The sequence below is a fragment of the Glycomyces sp. YM15 genome (assembly GCF_016918015.1).
Lineage (GTDB): Bacteria > Actinomycetota > Actinomycetes > Mycobacteriales > Micromonosporaceae > Glycomyces.
The window spans coordinates 91,957-106,342 of record NZ_JAERMK010000014.1; the positions used below are offsets into that span (position 1 = coordinate 91,957).

The 14,386-nt window shown below is 66.8% G+C and carries 14 protein-coding genes; 8 read left to right on the top strand and 6 right to left on the bottom strand.

The window, feature by feature from the left end; genetic code table 11:
- Positions 1 to 349: 349 nt before the first annotated feature.
- Positions 350 to 1,069 carry a DUF6338 family protein gene (locus tag JHY01_RS16415; RefSeq protein WP_205326737.1) on the top strand — a complete coding sequence of 240 codons (720 nt, stop codon included), beginning with the start codon at positions 350 to 352 and terminating at the stop codon, positions 1,067 to 1,069.
- 130 nt (positions 1,070 to 1,199) lie between these two features.
- Here JHY01_RS16415 and JHY01_RS16420 read toward each other — a convergent pair whose 3' ends face one another.
- From JHY01_RS16420 to JHY01_RS16435, 4 genes are all read right to left on the bottom strand, one after another.
- Positions 1,200 to 1,367, bottom strand: coding sequence for a hypothetical protein (locus JHY01_RS16420; RefSeq protein WP_205326738.1), 168 nt, complete (start codon positions 1,365 to 1,367; stop codon positions 1,200 to 1,202).
- Positions 1,368 to 1,424: 57 nt separating this feature from the next.
- Positions 1,425 to 2,072, bottom strand: a complete 648-nt coding sequence (locus JHY01_RS16425; RefSeq protein WP_205326739.1) for a hypothetical protein — start codon at positions 2,070 to 2,072, stop codon at positions 1,425 to 1,427.
- Entirely contained in the window at positions 2,069 to 3,520 is a 1,452-nt protein-coding gene (locus JHY01_RS16430; RefSeq protein ID WP_205326740.1) for a tyrosine-type recombinase/integrase, read from the bottom strand. The genes JHY01_RS16425 and JHY01_RS16430 overlap by 4 nt, the downstream gene beginning before the upstream one ends.
- Before the next feature lie 524 nt (positions 3,521 to 4,044).
- Positions 4,045 to 5,316, bottom strand: a complete 1,272-nt coding sequence (locus tag JHY01_RS16435) for an MFS transporter (RefSeq protein WP_205326741.1) — start codon at positions 5,314 to 5,316, stop codon at positions 4,045 to 4,047.
- A gap of 137 nt (positions 5,317 to 5,453) precedes the next feature.
- On the opposite strand from JHY01_RS16435, the gene JHY01_RS16440 reads away from it, so the two are divergent.
- Entirely contained in the window at positions 5,454 to 5,822 is a 369-nt protein-coding gene (locus JHY01_RS16440) for a YciI family protein (protein WP_205326742.1), read from the top strand.
- Entirely contained in the window at positions 5,819 to 7,009 is a 1,191-nt protein-coding gene (locus tag JHY01_RS16445; RefSeq protein ID WP_205326743.1) for an RNA polymerase sigma factor, read from the top strand. The genes JHY01_RS16440 and JHY01_RS16445 overlap by 4 nt, the downstream gene beginning before the upstream one ends.
- An 85-nt stretch (positions 7,010 to 7,094) precedes the next feature.
- Here JHY01_RS16445 and JHY01_RS16450 read toward each other — a convergent pair whose 3' ends face one another.
- Together JHY01_RS16450 and JHY01_RS16455 are read right to left on the bottom strand one after the other, a co-directional pair.
- The gene (locus tag JHY01_RS16450) at positions 7,095 to 7,319 is read right to left on the bottom strand and encodes a sigma factor-like helix-turn-helix DNA-binding protein (protein WP_205326744.1); all 225 of its coding nucleotides are present in this window, start codon (positions 7,317 to 7,319) and stop codon (positions 7,095 to 7,097) included.
- 65 nt (positions 7,320 to 7,384) lie between these two features.
- Positions 7,385 to 8,782, bottom strand: a complete 1,398-nt coding sequence (locus JHY01_RS16455) for an FAD-binding oxidoreductase (RefSeq protein WP_205326745.1) — start codon at positions 8,780 to 8,782, stop codon at positions 7,385 to 7,387.
- A 437-nt stretch (positions 8,783 to 9,219) separates the two neighbouring features.
- Between JHY01_RS16455 and JHY01_RS16460 the strand changes: the two genes are divergently transcribed.
- The 5 genes from JHY01_RS16460 (at position 9,220) to JHY01_RS16480 (ending at position 14,128) form a co-directional block, all read left to right on the top strand.
- Positions 9,220 to 10,548, top strand: a complete 1,329-nt coding sequence (locus tag JHY01_RS16460; protein WP_374199541.1) for a lectin — start codon at positions 9,220 to 9,222, stop codon at positions 10,546 to 10,548.
- Positions 10,549 to 10,745: 197 nt separating this feature from the next.
- Entirely contained in the window at positions 10,746 to 11,351 is a 606-nt protein-coding gene (locus JHY01_RS16465; protein ID WP_307814472.1) for an excalibur calcium-binding domain-containing protein, read from the top strand.
- 79 nt (positions 11,352 to 11,430) lie between these two features.
- Positions 11,431 to 12,690: a sensor histidine kinase gene (locus JHY01_RS16470; RefSeq protein WP_205326747.1), complete on the top strand. Its 1,260-nt coding sequence runs from the start codon at positions 11,431 to 11,433 to the stop codon at positions 12,688 to 12,690.
- Positions 12,678 to 13,337 (top strand): response regulator transcription factor, encoded by a 660-nt coding sequence (locus JHY01_RS16475; RefSeq protein WP_205326748.1) that lies wholly within the window; start codon positions 12,678 to 12,680, stop codon positions 13,335 to 13,337. The genes JHY01_RS16470 and JHY01_RS16475 overlap by 13 nt, the downstream gene beginning before the upstream one ends.
- The gene (locus JHY01_RS16480) at positions 13,334 to 14,128 is read left to right on the top strand and encodes a DUF4097 family beta strand repeat-containing protein (RefSeq protein WP_205326749.1); all 795 of its coding nucleotides are present in this window, start codon (positions 13,334 to 13,336) and stop codon (positions 14,126 to 14,128) included. The genes JHY01_RS16475 and JHY01_RS16480 overlap by 4 nt, the downstream gene beginning before the upstream one ends.
- Positions 14,129 to 14,386 lie beyond the last annotated feature (258 nt).

Sequence of the window (14,386 nt, forward strand, 5' to 3'; positions counted from 1 at the left end):
TTTTCGTCGCGGGGGGGCGCCCCGGCGGGGGGGGGGGCCCCCCGCGGGGCCCCCCCCCCCCGCGGGGGGGGGCGCCGCGGCCGCAAGGCCGCCTTGAAGATGTATCTCTCACAAGCCTCAAGCGCCCAACGGCGGTGGCGTTGGGGCTCAGGTACTGAGAACTCGCGCCTCGTCCCGAACTATCGGCACGGGGGCCGTTGGGAGCCAACCAAGGCGCATCGAGGCTGGTCAGGGCCACCACTTCGCTGCTGTACGGGCTAGACGACCAGTACATACTGGAGTTGCCTGGACCTGCTGTTACGTCCTGAGGCACGATGATCTAGGCGAGGACGTCTGGGAGGGAGATCCGGTGCCGACAACGATTACCAGCCTCATCTTGTTCATGACACTAGTAATACCCGGCGTTCTATACGTGAGTCGGAGAGAGCGCGGACTGCCAGAACGACAGCGATCAGTATTTCGTGAAACCATTGGCGTGGGCGTTGCCGGTATCACCTTCAACCTGTTGGCACTGATCCCAATTCTGATCCTTGCAATGCTATTCCCCTCGGTCATAGTGGATGTTAGCAAGCTGATCATCGACACTCGAAAATACCTTGGCGATAATTGGTACAAGGCAGGGTTGTGGGCGTGCGTAACTCTGGTGCTAGCGACGGGACTTGCCTGGCTGTCGTCGAGAAAACCCAAGGAGCCGACCGACGACTATACATCTTCGTGGGCAATTCTATTCAAGAAATGGCGTCATGATCGGGAGGTGCATATCGGATGCACCCTTGACGACGGTTCTTGGTTTGGTGGCATGTTGGCAAGCTACAACACGTCAACTGTTGAAAGCGGCGACCGCGATATTATACTTTCGCAACCACTTGAATACAGAGACTCGACGGCAACCGAGGCAGAACCTTACCCACAGGTTTCGGCCGTTTGCCTGTCGGCGCGGCATATTCGTTCAATGTCCATAACCTGGTTGCCAGTTGTCTCAGTAAGTCGCCCCGAGAAGGGCTCGGCTCAGAAGCAGGGCGCGGAGGCGGCTTCGGCGGACTCTCTCGCGGAGGAGAGGGTTCTCTGATCGTCTCCTGACCTCGTTTTTCCGGGTCATCACGCTTCTTATCCTGCCAGTTTGTCATGGCGACCTCCTTTTCAAGCGCCGGGCATTTTAAGCTGTCAGCAATATAGACGACTGACCATTTCTCCCTCAATCATAGTTGGAGGCCCGGTTCATTGGCCGGGGGCGGGCGCGCGATACGCTCGCTGCCGCTGCCCCAGATCTGCACGATCTCGGCTGAGATCGCGCAGATCACCTTCGGTGTCAGCCCGGTGATGCTCTGGTTGCCAACGGTCGCCTCACGCACACCGGTCCCCACCATGCACCCATGATCCACCCCGAAGTCCCTGCGCGCCAACCACAACCATGCACGAGGTCGTTAGTTCTTGAAGAAGGAGTTCCCCAGCCGCCGACGCTCTGCCGCCGAGATCAACAGGCCTGGGCACTCGTTGATCCGGATCGCTCCAGTCAAGAGCGAGAGGTCGAGGTCCCAATCGAATCCGCTTCTCCAGGCGAACCGCTCAGTCGCGTTCTCGAGCGACAGGTTGATCTCGTCTTCGTGCCAGGAATTGACCGCCTTCAGCTGCATCTTTACTAGGTGAAGTTCGCCGCGGAGGTTCGCTAGGCCGATGTGTTGCACCCGATGGCAATCCGGGCAGAGGGCAATGAGCCGCGCGAGTCGCTGGACCGCCGAGGCGGAAGTGACCTCGAAATGCCAGAGCTCATGGCAGTCCGGACGACGGGGGCGACCGGTCTGCGGGTCGTAGCCGGGCTGGCCGCAGACCTCGCAGCGCATTCCTGCCGCCTCGCACACCGGGATGCGGAGCCGGTCCCAATCGGCGCGCGGGAGAGTGCCGCGGAGGTTCGAACCCCAGACGTTCTCGGGGAGCACGTCGGGGTAAATCAGACCCGGGCCGATCGGCAATGAGTCGACCATCGGCTTCGCAGCAGGGACCTCGCAGTCGGTGGGCTTCGCCCGACCGGGGCGAGTGACCCAGTGCTGCAATGACTTGAAGAAGCGCCTCATGCAGTCACACCAACCTTCATCTCGTTCTGAATCAGGCGCCTGTTCATCTCGGCCTGGAAGGTCCCCAGGTAGCTGAACAGCAGCTGGGAGTCGATCTTCTCGAGCTCGTCCTGGTTCAGCGGCTCCTGCGACACCAGCCCAGTGAGGATGACCGAACCAAGGACCTCTACCTCCGGGTGGCCGCCCTGGCGGACCCGCTCTAGCGCGTTGAGTGCCGCCATGCCGGAGTCGTCGACGGTGTGGAGGTAGCGCTCGGTGGTGAGGATGCTGGCGTGCCCCAAACGGTCCTTGACATCCATCAGGGTCGCACCGCCGTTGAGGAGCCATGAGGCGTGGGCATGGCGCAGCAGGTGCATCCGAATGTCCACCGGCAGATCCGCAGCGGCGAGCGCGGGCCGGATGACCCTCTCGCGGAACCATCGACTCGGGATATGCCCATCGGTGTCCCAGCTACGCTGCCTGCGCGGCTGGTCCTTTCCCGATGCTCGGCGCTTGCGGCGGTAGTCCGTCATTGCGCCTTTGCAGTGCTCGCAGCGGCACCCGCCGGCGGTGTACGCGCTCATGGTGCCGTGCTGGTAGGTCCGGCCTTTCTCGTTGGGCTCGGTCCGACCCAGATCTGTCGGCGCGGGCTCGATGACTCCGGGTTCGATGGCCTCGGGGATGTACCAGAAGAGGAGGTCTTCCTTCTTCAGGTTGTGGGTGGCGATGTGGTCCTTGATGCGCTTCGTCAGGCCCTCGCGGATGCGGAGCACGCGCTGCTCGTGGTCCTTAGGGGGCTTGACGAGGAAGCGCCTGCCCTCCGGGTGGAACTTGCGGTTGACCTGGACGACGGCCCGGGACACGTGGATGCGGTGCTGCTTGGGTTCGAAGTCCTTGACACGCAGCTCGGTGATCTCGCCCCAGCGCATGCCGGTCTCGATGGCGACTTCGACCAGGAGCTTCCAGATGTCGTGGACAAGCGCGGCGTAGAACTTGTCGTACTGCTCCGGGGTGATGATCCGGAGCGACTTCTTCGCCACCTTCGCGGTCTTGACCTTGAGACAGGGATTGGCCGGGACGATGTCGTCGTCGACCGCGTTCGAGAAGATCGTGGACAGGAGGGTCTTGAGGTACTTCCTCGTCGCGGCCGAGACGCCGCTCTGCCTCAACTGGGTAAGCCAGCGCCGGACATCCGCGGCGCGGATATCGATCATGCGTGGTTCGGCGAAGTAGCCGAGGATGTGAGCGTGGAGCTCGTACGAGTAGGTCTCGAGCGTCTTGACCTCGACGGTGAGGTTCGGCATCAAGTGCTCGTTTACATAGCTCTCGAAGCTCATCCGTCCGCGGACCAGGTACCCGCCCTGGCCCTCGTGAGCCTTCGACTCCGCCTTCTGCCAAGCCTTCTTGGCGTCCTTCTTCAGGTCAAAGGTGCCTGCTGATCGGTACTTATTGTCGATATCCAGGTACATGGCGGTGTACCGGGGCTGTCCTGCTTTGGTGATTCTCTTTTCGCAATACCCCATGGGGCTGGCTCTCCTTGCTGGTCTCCTGCTGGGCGAACCAGGTGGGACTGGCGGGGACCCGCAGGTACGCTCAGGGTCCGATTCTGAGCGCGTTTCCGCAGGTCGGAGAGCAAATATGACCGCTTCTCAGCAGGTCGACAAGGGTCCCTGTAGTTTCGACAGGGCTAGTTCGGGACGAGGGGGTCGCAGGTTCAAATCCTGTCAACCCGACAGATGAAATAGCAGTTCAGGGCCGGTCTCCCATCTACGGGATTCCGGCCCTGACTGCGTCTACAGCAGCGATTTACAGCAGTTCCCGGTGTTTTCGTATTCGCATGCAGAAGTAGTGGCGCTCTCGGATGGCATGGCGAGGCCACCCAGTGGTTGGGCTTCCCGGTTCTGGGACCGGTTAGCGGGGAGGCTCGCCTGGTACAGCAGCATTCAAAGCTTTGCGGCGCAATGTGCTTGACGACGGCTTTTTGTACGCGCTCCTAGTCGCGGGGCAGGCGCCAGGTCATGGCTGCGACGAGGAGGCACAGTCCCGCCGCGATCACCGCTGCGACGTGCAGCCCGTGGGTGAAGGCCTCGTGAGCGACGCGCAACATCGCGCCGCCTTCCGGCAGTGCTTCGTTCGCCCCGGCGATCGTCTCGCGGACCGCGTCGTCGGTTCCGGGCGGCAGTCCGCTGCGGTACACCACGGCCGCGACCGTCCCTAGTAGTGCGATGCCGAGGTTGCCGCCGGTGTGGTTACTGGATTCCGCCAATGACGCGGCGGCTCCGGCGTGCTCGGGCGGGACCGATCCGATCACGAGGTCCGTTCCGAGCGCGAACAGCGGTCCGAACCCGAAAGCCAGCACCGTGATGCCGACGAGCACCCCGGGCAGCCCGGCGTCCACGGCCAGCACGGCGGCGCCGACGGCGGAGAGCAGCATGCCCCCAGAGATCAGTTGCGCGCGCCCCACTCTGCGCGCCAGTCGCGGTGCGAGCAGCGTGCCCATCGCCATCGCCAGTCCCATGGGCGTGAACAGCCACGCCGCTGTGGCGGCGGAGAACCCGAGGACGCTCTGCAGATACTGGGTGACGAGCAGTCCGACCCCCGCTAGAAGTATCCCGCCCAAGAGCAGGCCCGCGAGGGTGATGGCGAGCGGGGCTCGCCGCAGCAGCGCCAGGTCCATCAGCGGATCGTCCAATCGCGATTGGCGCCGGACGAAGCACGCCCCGAGGGTCCCGCCAACGACGAGTGCCACGGTCGGCACCGTCAGCGCCTCGCCCACCGCGAGGTTCTTGATGCCGTACACCAGCGGCAGGATCGTTCCGAGCGACAGCGCCACGCTGGCCAGGTCCATCGGGTGCGGCGTTCGGGAGCGGAACTCCGGCAGGACGAACGGCCCGAACACCAGCAGCACCAGCATGAGCGGCACTGCCAGGAGGAACACCGAGCCCCACCAGAAATGGTCCAGCAGCAGGCCGCCGAAGACCGGGCCGAGGGCCGCGCCCGCGAACTGGCAGGTCGCCCACAACGAGATGGCCCTGCCCCGCTGCCCGGCGTCGGTGAACATCGTGGAGATCAACGCCAGCGTCGAGGGCATGAGCGTGGCGCCGGCGACGCCTAGCAGCGCCCGCGAGGCGATCAGCATGGCGGGATTGACTGCGAACGCCGCGAGCAGCGACGCGAACAGGAATCCCGCGGCGCCCGCGAACAGCCGGCGCCGGCCCCACCGGTCGCCGAGCGTACCCGCGGTGATGGTCAGCCCGGCGACCATGAAGCCGTAGATGTCGAGGGCTCCGTTCTGAGGTCTACGCGCCGCAGTCGGAGCCGAAGCCGGAATCTTGCGGTCGCCGGATGTCAAAATCGCGAATACGGCTCCGACTTGGGGATGCGACCAACAAGGAGGGCATCATGAAATTCCTGCTCATCATGAACATCAACCCGAAGGTGCTCGAATCACTCACCGAGGAGGAGCAGACTGCGATCGGAGCCGGGCACGGCGACCTCATCAAAGAGATCAGGGCATCCGGGGAGATGATCAGCACGCAGGCGCTCGCCGATCCGTCCGCGAGCGTCACGGTCAAGGCCGTCGACGGGGTGCCGACCGCGACCGACGGCCCGTTCGTGGAGGCCAAGGAGTTCATCGGCGGGTACTACCTCATCGACGTGGACGGCAAGGAACGCGCCGTCGAGCTGGCGAAGAAGATCCCGGACGCGGGGATTCCCGGGCTTGGGATCGAGGTGCGCCAGGTGATGTTCGAGGCCGGGTCGGAGATGTGAGCGACGTGGAGGACGCGCTGCGGGCGGCCGTGCCGCGCGTCCTCGGCGCGCTGACCCGCCGGTACGGCGACTTCGCGGCCTGCGAGGACGCGGTGCAGGATGCTGTGTTGGAGGCGAGCAGGGAATGGCCGGAGGAAGGGCTGCCGGACAATCCGAATGGCTGGCTCTACCGGGTGGCCTCCCGCCGCATGGTCGACCGCATTCGCGGCGACGAGGCGCGGCGGAGCCGGGAAGCGCTCGCCGCGGCGCGGGAGCTGCCCGTCGAGGCGTCCGAGCACGACGACACGCTGGCATTGCTGTTCCTGTGCTGCCATCCGGCGCTGACGCCGGCCTCGCAGGTGGCACTGACGCTGCGGGCGATCGGCGGCCTGACGACCGGGGAGATAGCGCGAGCCTTCTTGGTGCCCGAAGCGACGATGGGTCCGCGCATCAGTCGCGCGAAGGGCAAGCTCGTCGGAGCGCGCTTCACCCCGCCGCCCGAAGAGGAGCGGCCGCAGCGGATGCGCACAGTGCTGCGCGTGCTGTATCTGATCTTCAACGAGGGCTATTCCGCCAGCGCCGGGGAGCGGTTGCAGCGTCGCGACTTGGCCGCCGAGGCGATCCGGCTGGCCCGGATGCTGCGCGAGGGAGTGCCCGGGGACGGCGAGGCGGCCGGTCTGCTGGCGCTGATGCTGCTGACCGAGGCCCGAACGGCCGCGCGGGAATCCCCGGACGGGGCGCTGGTTCCGTTGTCGGAGCAGGACCGCTCGCTCTGGGACCGCGACTTGATCGCCGAGGGAACCCGGCTGGTGGAGGACGCGATGCTGTCTTCTGAGCTCGGCCCGTACCAGCTCCAGGCGGCGATCGCAGCCGTGCATGTGGAGGCGGACGACGCCGCCGACACCGACTGGGCACAGATCGCGGTGCTGTACCGGATTCTGAACCGATTCGATCCCGCGCCCATCGTCACATTGAACCGCGCGGTCGCGGTCGGCATGAGCGAAGGGCCGCAGGCGGGCCTGGACCTGTTGCGGCAGTTGGAGCCGGTACTGGACCGGCATCACCGTTTCCACGCGGTGCGCGCCTTCCTGCTCGACCGGGCGGGCGACCGCGAGGCTGCGAGGGACGCCTTCCTCCTCGCGGCGCGGATGACCGCGAGCCTTCCCGAACAGCGCTTCCTGCGCCGGCGCGCCGAAGCCGGCGGCTAAGGGTTTTCCTGGGGCCCATCCACATCCGCCCTCCGCGTGTTCACGCCTGCGCTTGGCCTCACCTGAGCGTTTGGGCGTGACCCCTTCAGTGGGACTCACACTCAGGTTCGTGTCTGCGCCTGGTGCTTCTGTCGGGTTCAGCTCCGGAGGTTCGGGCCCGTTGGAGGAGGCGTTTGACGCTTCGGATGCTGGTGCCGTATTCGCGGGCGAGGTCCTTCTGCTTGACGTCGGAGGCGAAGGCTTCGGCGAGCGCGGCGCGGGTCTCGGGGGAGAAGCGCTTGTCGAGGGCGCGAGGTGGCTGCAAAGACAAGGGGGCCGCAAGGCCCCCTTTCTTCGTGCTCCCGCGCGGGTGGCGGCGCAGCTTCCTGTGATGTCTCAGCCGGCCGCTGGCGGGATGTTCTGGTTGGCGTGGAAGAAGTTCTCGGGATCGTAGGCGTGCTTGATCGAGGCGAGACGGTCGTAGTTGCCCCGGTAGGCCGATCGGACGCGTTCCGGTTTCTCTTTGGCTCCGAGGAAGTTCACGTAGGAACCGCCCATGGAGTGCGGATGCAGGTCCGTCGAGTAGTCGACGCACCATTGGCGGATCAGGCCGGCGTTGGCGGGGTCGGGGTCGATCCCGCCGATCACCGCGGACCAGACAGCGTCCCGGTACGCCCAGGCGGTCTCGTCCGCGCCGACTCGGTGGGCGGCCCCGTCAACGGGGTAGAGGTGCATGGTCGAGTCCGCGGTGGCCAGGCCCTGGCCGTACCGCTCGTGCACCTCGATCGCCGCATCGGAGATCGAATCGAAGAAAGCGCCGCGCCAATACCACTGCAGCCCTTTCGGGATCTGTTCGTCGAACAAGCCCTGCAGCGCGGGGTACGGCATCGGCGTGGTGAAGTGGAAGGCCGGCGGCGCCGGATCGTTCGCCACCGCGAGGACTTCCTCAAGGCGTCCCTCCTCCAGGTCACCTGTGTAGCACCAGACCACCGCGCACATCTTCTGCCCGTGGATCGGCTCGGGAAACGGCGGTCCGGGCGGCACCGTCAAGATGGCGAAGAACCCGCTGAGGTCTTCCGGCGCGGCGGGGAGGAACTCCCGATACCACCGGAGGATCTCCGCCGTGCGGTCGATGGGCCAGACGGTCAGCCCGACCCCGACGTCGCGGACCTCGTTCATCCGGAAGGTGAACGACGTGACGACGCCGAAGTTCCCGCCGCCGCCCCGCAGCGCCCAGAAAAGGTCCGGATGCTCCTGCTCCGAGGCTGTCACGAAACTGCCGTCGGCGAGGACGACGTCAGCGGAGAGCAGGCTGTCGATCGTCAGGCCGTACTTGCGGGTCAGGTGGCCGTGCCCGCCGCCCAGGGTGAGACCGCCGACGCCCGTTGTGGACATGATCCCAGAGGGTATGCCCAGGCCGAACGTGTGCGCCGCGTGGTCGAGAGCGCCCAGCTGAGCGCCGCCGCCCACTTGCGCGATGCCCGCACCGGGGTCCACCCGCACCCAGTTCATCGGGGACAGGTCCAGCGTGAGTCCGTCGTCCACCAGGCACAGGCCCGGTCCGCTATGACCACCCCCGCGCACCGCGAGTTCGACCCCGACGTCCTGCGCGAAGGCGATCGTGGCCCGCACGTCGGCGACGTCGACGCATTTCGCGAAGGCGGCCGGGCGTCGGTCGATCATCGCGTTGTAGATGCTGCGGGCATCGTCGTAACCCGGATCCCCCGACGCGACAACGGGTCCACGCAGCGCTTCACGCAGCCTGTCGAGTTTCGTTCCGTTGATGCTGCCCATGGTCGAATGCCTCCATCGGGAATCCGGAAGACGAATGGCGGTCCGAGTGGGCCGCGCACGCCTCTGCTCAGGGCACGGAGCACAACCGTTCAGGCTTCGAATGGCCGACTTGAACAGGTCTTAGTCTCCGGCCCAGCGATCTTGACGCTACTTCACGTTCGTGGATCCGGTCCGGATTTCGGCATAACGCGCCCGCCTCGCGGGCGGACGCCGGTGAGGTGATCCGCCGCTCGAAAGATCGGATGAACTTGCTTGCTTTTGATGCTGGGATTGACTCTGCGCGTCTTGTTCGTTATTGCGCTGGTGTCTTGACGTGATACGTCATATGTAAGTACGATCATCTGGTCATGTATTGATGAACTTCGATTGAAGGCCCTGGCCTTCATGGCATGCAAGGAGAAACGGCTGTGAGACTGCTCTTGAGGCGGGATGCGCGGATGCGCGGGCGCGTCCCCCGTCCGCTGCTGGCGTTGATCGGCGCCGTGGCCGTCGCCGTCGGAACGTTCGGCGCTTCGGCCCATGCGGAGCCGCTTGCCGCTGATCCGGCCTCGGACATCACTACCCTCGCGTCAAGCGCGGGTTGTGGGAGCGCTCCGACTATTTCGAGTGGTACGCACTCGATCCAGGTCGGTGGCACGAACCGCTCGTTCATCCTGCGGGTTCCCGACGGCTACGACAGCAGCCGCGCCTACCCGTTGATCTTCGGGTTCCACTGGAACGGCGGCACGGCCGGCGACGTCTCCGGCGGTGGCACGGACGGCGCGAACTGGTCCTACTACGGGCTGCAGCGCCTGTCGAACAACAGCGCCATCTTCGTAGCGCCGCAGGGCGTCAACAACGGCTGGGCCAATTCCGGAGGCCAGGACGTCGCCTTCGTGGACGCCATGATCGCGCGGCTGGAATCCGGTCTCTGCGTCGACACCGCGCAGCGCTTCGCCCTCGGCTTCAGCTACGGGGGCGGCATGAGCTACTCCCTCGCCTGCTCGCGGCCGACGGTCTTCCGAGCGGTCGCGGTCTACGCCGGGGGCCAGCTCAGCGGATGCAGCGGCGGCACGCAGCCCGTCGCCTACCTCGGCATCCACGGCATCTCCGACAACGTCCTCAACATCTCCGCGGGGCGTTCGCTGCGCGACAGGTTCGTCGCCAACAACGGCTGCACCCCGCAGAACGCCCCGGAACCGGCCTCTGGCAGCCGGACGCACATCGTCACCAGCTACTCCGGTTGCCGGGCAGGGTATCCGGTCCAGTGGGCGGCGTTCGACGGCGGCCACACGCCCGGCCCGATCGACGGGACCTACGAGGACGGCTGGCAGACCTGGACCTCGGGAGTGACCTGGAACTTCTTCTCCCAGTTCGGATCCGGCGACCCGGGCGGCGGCGGTGACGGCGAGATCGTCGGTGCCCAGTCGTCCCGGTGCCTGGACGTCTCCGGCCAGTCCCAGACCAATGGCGCCGATGTGCAGCTGTGGGACTGCAACGGAGCCTCCAACCAGGAGTGGACCCGCACCTCCGCGGGCGAGCTGCGCGTCTACGGCGGCAAGTGCCTTGACGCCGAAGGCGCCGCGACCGCTCCCGGCACCAGGGCGATCATCTGGGACTGCCACGGCGGTGCGAACCAGAAATGGAACGTGAACGCCGACGGCACCATCACCAACGCCCAATCAGGACTGTGTCTCGACGCCACGGAGAACCGGACCGCCAACGGCACCAAGGTCGTCCTATGGACCTGCAACGGAGGTGCCAACCAGCGCTGGACACTCGGCTGAGATCGAGAGCCGGATAGCCGGGTACGGCGAACAGTGCCGAGGGGGCCGCGAGGCCCCCTCTTTTCCGTGTGCGGTCCGCTCCAGGAGACCTAACGGTTGGTAGTCGGTCGGCTGCAAAGAGGATGTACTGAGGCTCCGAATCGGAATAACCTGCTTGCCTGCCCCTGGCACGCTCCTCTCAACCCTCGGGAGTCGCCGTGTCCGCCAATAACTCTGCCCAGGGCCCGAACCGGTCCCGCCCCGCCTCCTGGTCCGAACTGCCGAAGGTGCAGCAGATCGCCATGATCTCGACTCTGGCGATCGTCGCGCTCTGCTGCGGCATCCTGCTCCTCCCCGACGCCGATGACGACGACTCGCCCGGCGAGGTCGGCACCGTCATCGAGACGACGGCGTCGGCATCGCCGACCGAGCCGGACCCGACCACGCGGGCGTCGCCGACCGAGGCCGCCACCTCGGCGTCCCCCGAGCCGCCGCCCGAAACCACCGAGGCCGAAGAGGAGGAGGTCTACTACGAGAACTGCGACGCGGTGCGCGACGCGGGCGCGGCCCCGATCTACGACGGCGAACCGGGCTACCGCGCCGGGCTCGACGGCGATGGGGACGGGGAAGGCTGCGAGGACTCGTCGGGCTCCGATTCCGGCAGCGGAGGCGGCGGCAACGATGACGATGACGATGACGGCGAGAGCGTCTACTACAAGAACTGCGACGCGGTTCGAGCGGCGGGCGCGGCGCCGATCCATTCCGGCGAACCCGGGTACGGCTCGCACCTCGACCGCGACGGCGACGGCACGGGCTGCGAGTAGCAGGGTGGAGAAAACTTCACCGTGAAGTCGGGTACCAGCGGCAATGTGGGGGACGGCGAGCGAACCTACTGTTGCGGACATGGATACTTCAGCGGCGCCCCCGTTCCCCTGGCGCAGGGTCCCGGTCTTCGCGGTGCAGGCTCTCTTCGCCGGCGTGACCTGGCGTTCCCTCGTCAGCCTGGTGACCGGCGCGATCATCGGTCCTCTCGGGGGGATCCTCATTCTCGTCTTGGTGTCCGCCGGAATCTCCGGGCTCGTCACCATTGTGATCCCGCTGGCCGCGGGGGCTGCGCTCCTCGTCGTCATCGCGGCGCTCACCAGCATCCAGCGCGGCAGGCTCACCGCCTACCTCGGCGTCCAGTGGACGCCCCTCGCCCCTTCTCCGCCGGCCACGTCCGCCCTGGGCACGCTGTGGCATCTGCTGCGCAGCGCGGCGACCTGGCGTCAGTTCGCGTACCACCTGATCGCCGGCGTCTATAACGCTGTAGCCGCGGCCGTCGCCATCGCGTTGTGGAGCTGTGGCATCGCCATGCTCGCATCGCCCCTGTTGGGCATCGGGATGGAAGACGGCGTGCGGCTGTGGAGGCTCTTCGGTGTCGGCATCGCTGTGGTCCTGGCCGCTCCTTGGGTGACCCGCGGCCTCGCCACACTCGACGCCGCCATGGCGAGGCCGCTCCTGGGGCTCACCAAGTCGGAGGCGCTCGCTCGAAGGGTCACTGATCTCGCCGCCAGCCGGAGTTCTACTGTGGATGCGGCTGATGCGGAGCGCCGCCGGATCGAGCGGGACCTCCACGACGGTGCGCAGCAGCGGCTCACCTCGCTCGCCATGAATCTCGGGATTGCCCGCGCCACCCTCACCGACCTGCCAGAAGAGGGCTCACGCGCCATCGCCGAGGCCCACGAGGAGGCCAAACAGGTCCTCACCGACCTGCGCGACCTGGTGCGCGGCCTCCATCCGGCCGTGCTCGAGGACCGCGGGCTGGACGCGGCGCTCTCAGCGGTCGCCGCCCGTTCGCCGATCCCGGTGCGGCTGCGGGTCGACATGGATCGACGCGTCGCCCGTGACGTGGAGGCCGTGGCCTATTTCGTCGTCTCCGAGGCACTGACCAATGTGGCCCGACACGCCGAAGCCGAGCACGCCGCCGTCGAAGTCTCCCTAGAGGACGGACAATTGCGGTTGCGTGTAGCCGACGACGGCCGTGGCGGCGCCGATCCTCAGGGCGGCACCGGTCTCCAGGGCCTGTCCGACCGGGTCCGCTCGGTCGACGGGACGTTCCGGATCACCAGCCCGCTCGGCGGGCCCACTGCCATCGAAGCGGAGCTGCCATGCGCGTCGTGATCGCCGAAGACTCGGTCCTGCTGCGAGAGGGACTCGCCCGGCTCATGGAGGTCGGCGGCATCGAAGTCATCGACACCGTGGGCGACGCCGAAGCGCTGCTGCGCTCGGTCGAGCGCGACCGCCCCGACCTCGTCGTGGCCGATGTGCGCATGCCGCCCGACCAGAGCGACGAGGGCGTTCGCGCCGCCCTGGTGCTGCGCCGCCAGTACCCGGAACTCGCGGTCCTCATGCTCTCCCAGTACGTCGAGGAACGCTACGCCGTCGAACTGCTCACCGGGGAGATGCGCGGCATCGGCTACCTCCTCAAAGACCGCGTGGCCGACGTGGCCGAGTTCCTCGACTCACTGCGCCGCGTCGCCGAAGGCGGGACCGCACTCGACCCCGAAGTCGTCTCCCAGCTCCTGGTGCGCCGCAACGGCAGCGAACTCGACCGCCTCACTCCGCGCGAGCGGGAAGTGCTGTCGCACATGGCCGAAGGCCGCTCGAACGCGGGGATCGCCGCGGTCCTGGTCCTCAGCGAAGGCGCGGTCAGCAAGCACATCAACTCGATCTTCACCAAGCTCGGGCTCCCGCCCACCGACAGCGGCAACCGCCGCGTACTCGCCATTCTCAAGTTCCTGCAAGGCAACACGAAGGACCGGTCATGATCGACACCCCCGAGAAGCAGACCACCGCCCCTGAGACCGAGACCCAGCGCACGGCCCGCACCGTCTGGTGGATCGTCGGCGCCGTCTGCACCGGCCTCGTGCTCCTGGTAGCCGTGACCGCCACCGGCACGTGGCTCTGGTGGAACGCCTCGCCCGAGAAGTCCGAGACCCGCAGCGAGACCTACACGCAAGCGACGACGGGCGTGGACGTCACGGTCGAGGTCGGCCGCATCGAACTGAACGCCGCCGCCGACTCGCTCGTCGTGGGCAGCGAGATCCGCTGGCGCGGTGAGGAACCCGAACCGATCGAATCCTGGACCGGCGACACGTTCACCGCCGTGGGTGAATGCGACGACCGCTTCGTCCTCTTCTGGGGCGGCGACGACTGCGAAGTGAACTACACGCTCGCGCTGCCCGGCGGCGTCGCCGTGGAGGCCGAGAGCTCGCTCGGCGACATCGCCATGGACGGCCTCGACGGCGGGATCGACGTCGAGACCAGCGTCGGCGACATCGAGGGAGAGAGCCTCCGCGCCACCGAGACCAGGGCCGAGGTGGGCGTGGGCTCGATCCGGTTGACGTACGCGGAGGTGCGCGGCGACATCTACCTCACCACCGGCACCGGAGACGTCGAGATCGTCCTGCCCGATGACGGCACGACCTACGACGTGGTGTTCGAGACCGGCGTCGGTACCGAGCACATCGACATCGCCACCGACCCGTCCAACAGCGCCGACTACGTCATCCATGTGAGCACCGGCGTCGGTGACCTCACCGTCCGCCACGCCGACTGAGCACGATCCCCATCCGCCGTCCGCGACCGGTCTCCGGTCGCGGATGCGCAGTGCGCCCCGGGAGGGGAGCGGCCGCGGCGATGGGGGCGGCGAGGCGGGTGCCGCGGGCTTGGTCCCGGCGGCGTTCGCGTCCATATAGGTGCTGTCCGGCCTGCAGTGATCGTGCTCACAGGCGGGTGCGCGGCGGGCCGAAAATGTCGTACCCCGCTTCTACGGTTACGGAGGCAACTGAATAGCGCGCGCAACGCCCGAAGGGCG

Coding starts and splice junctions, on each gene's coding strand:
- JHY01_RS16420 (WP_205326738.1), bottom strand. CDS start 1,367: ATGGTGGGGACCGGTGTGCGTGAGGCGACCGTTGGCAACCAGAGCATC.
- JHY01_RS16425 (WP_205326739.1), bottom strand. CDS start 2,072: ATGAGGCGCTTCTTCAAGTCATTGCAGCACTGGGTCACTCGCCCCGGT.
- JHY01_RS16430 (WP_205326740.1), bottom strand. CDS start 3,520: ATGTACCTGGATATCGACAATAAGTACCGATCAGCAGGCACCTTTGAC.
- JHY01_RS16435 (WP_205326741.1), bottom strand. CDS start 5,316: ATGGTCGCCGGGCTGACCATCACCGCGGGTACGCTCGGCGACCGGTGG.
- JHY01_RS16440 (WP_205326742.1), top strand. CDS start 5,454: ATGAAATTCCTGCTCATCATGAACATCAACCCGAAGGTGCTCGAATCA.
- JHY01_RS16455 (WP_205326745.1), bottom strand. CDS start 8,782: ATGGGCAGCATCAACGGAACGAAACTCGACAGGCTGCGTGAAGCGCTG.
- JHY01_RS16460 (WP_374199541.1), top strand. CDS start 9,220: ATGCGCGGGCGCGTCCCCCGTCCGCTGCTGGCGTTGATCGGCGCCGTG.
- JHY01_RS16470 (WP_205326747.1), top strand. CDS start 11,431: ATGGATACTTCAGCGGCGCCCCCGTTCCCCTGGCGCAGGGTCCCGGTC.
- JHY01_RS16475 (WP_205326748.1), top strand. CDS start 12,678: ATGCGCGTCGTGATCGCCGAAGACTCGGTCCTGCTGCGAGAGGGACTC.
- JHY01_RS16480 (WP_205326749.1), top strand. CDS start 13,334: ATGATCGACACCCCCGAGAAGCAGACCACCGCCCCTGAGACCGAGACC.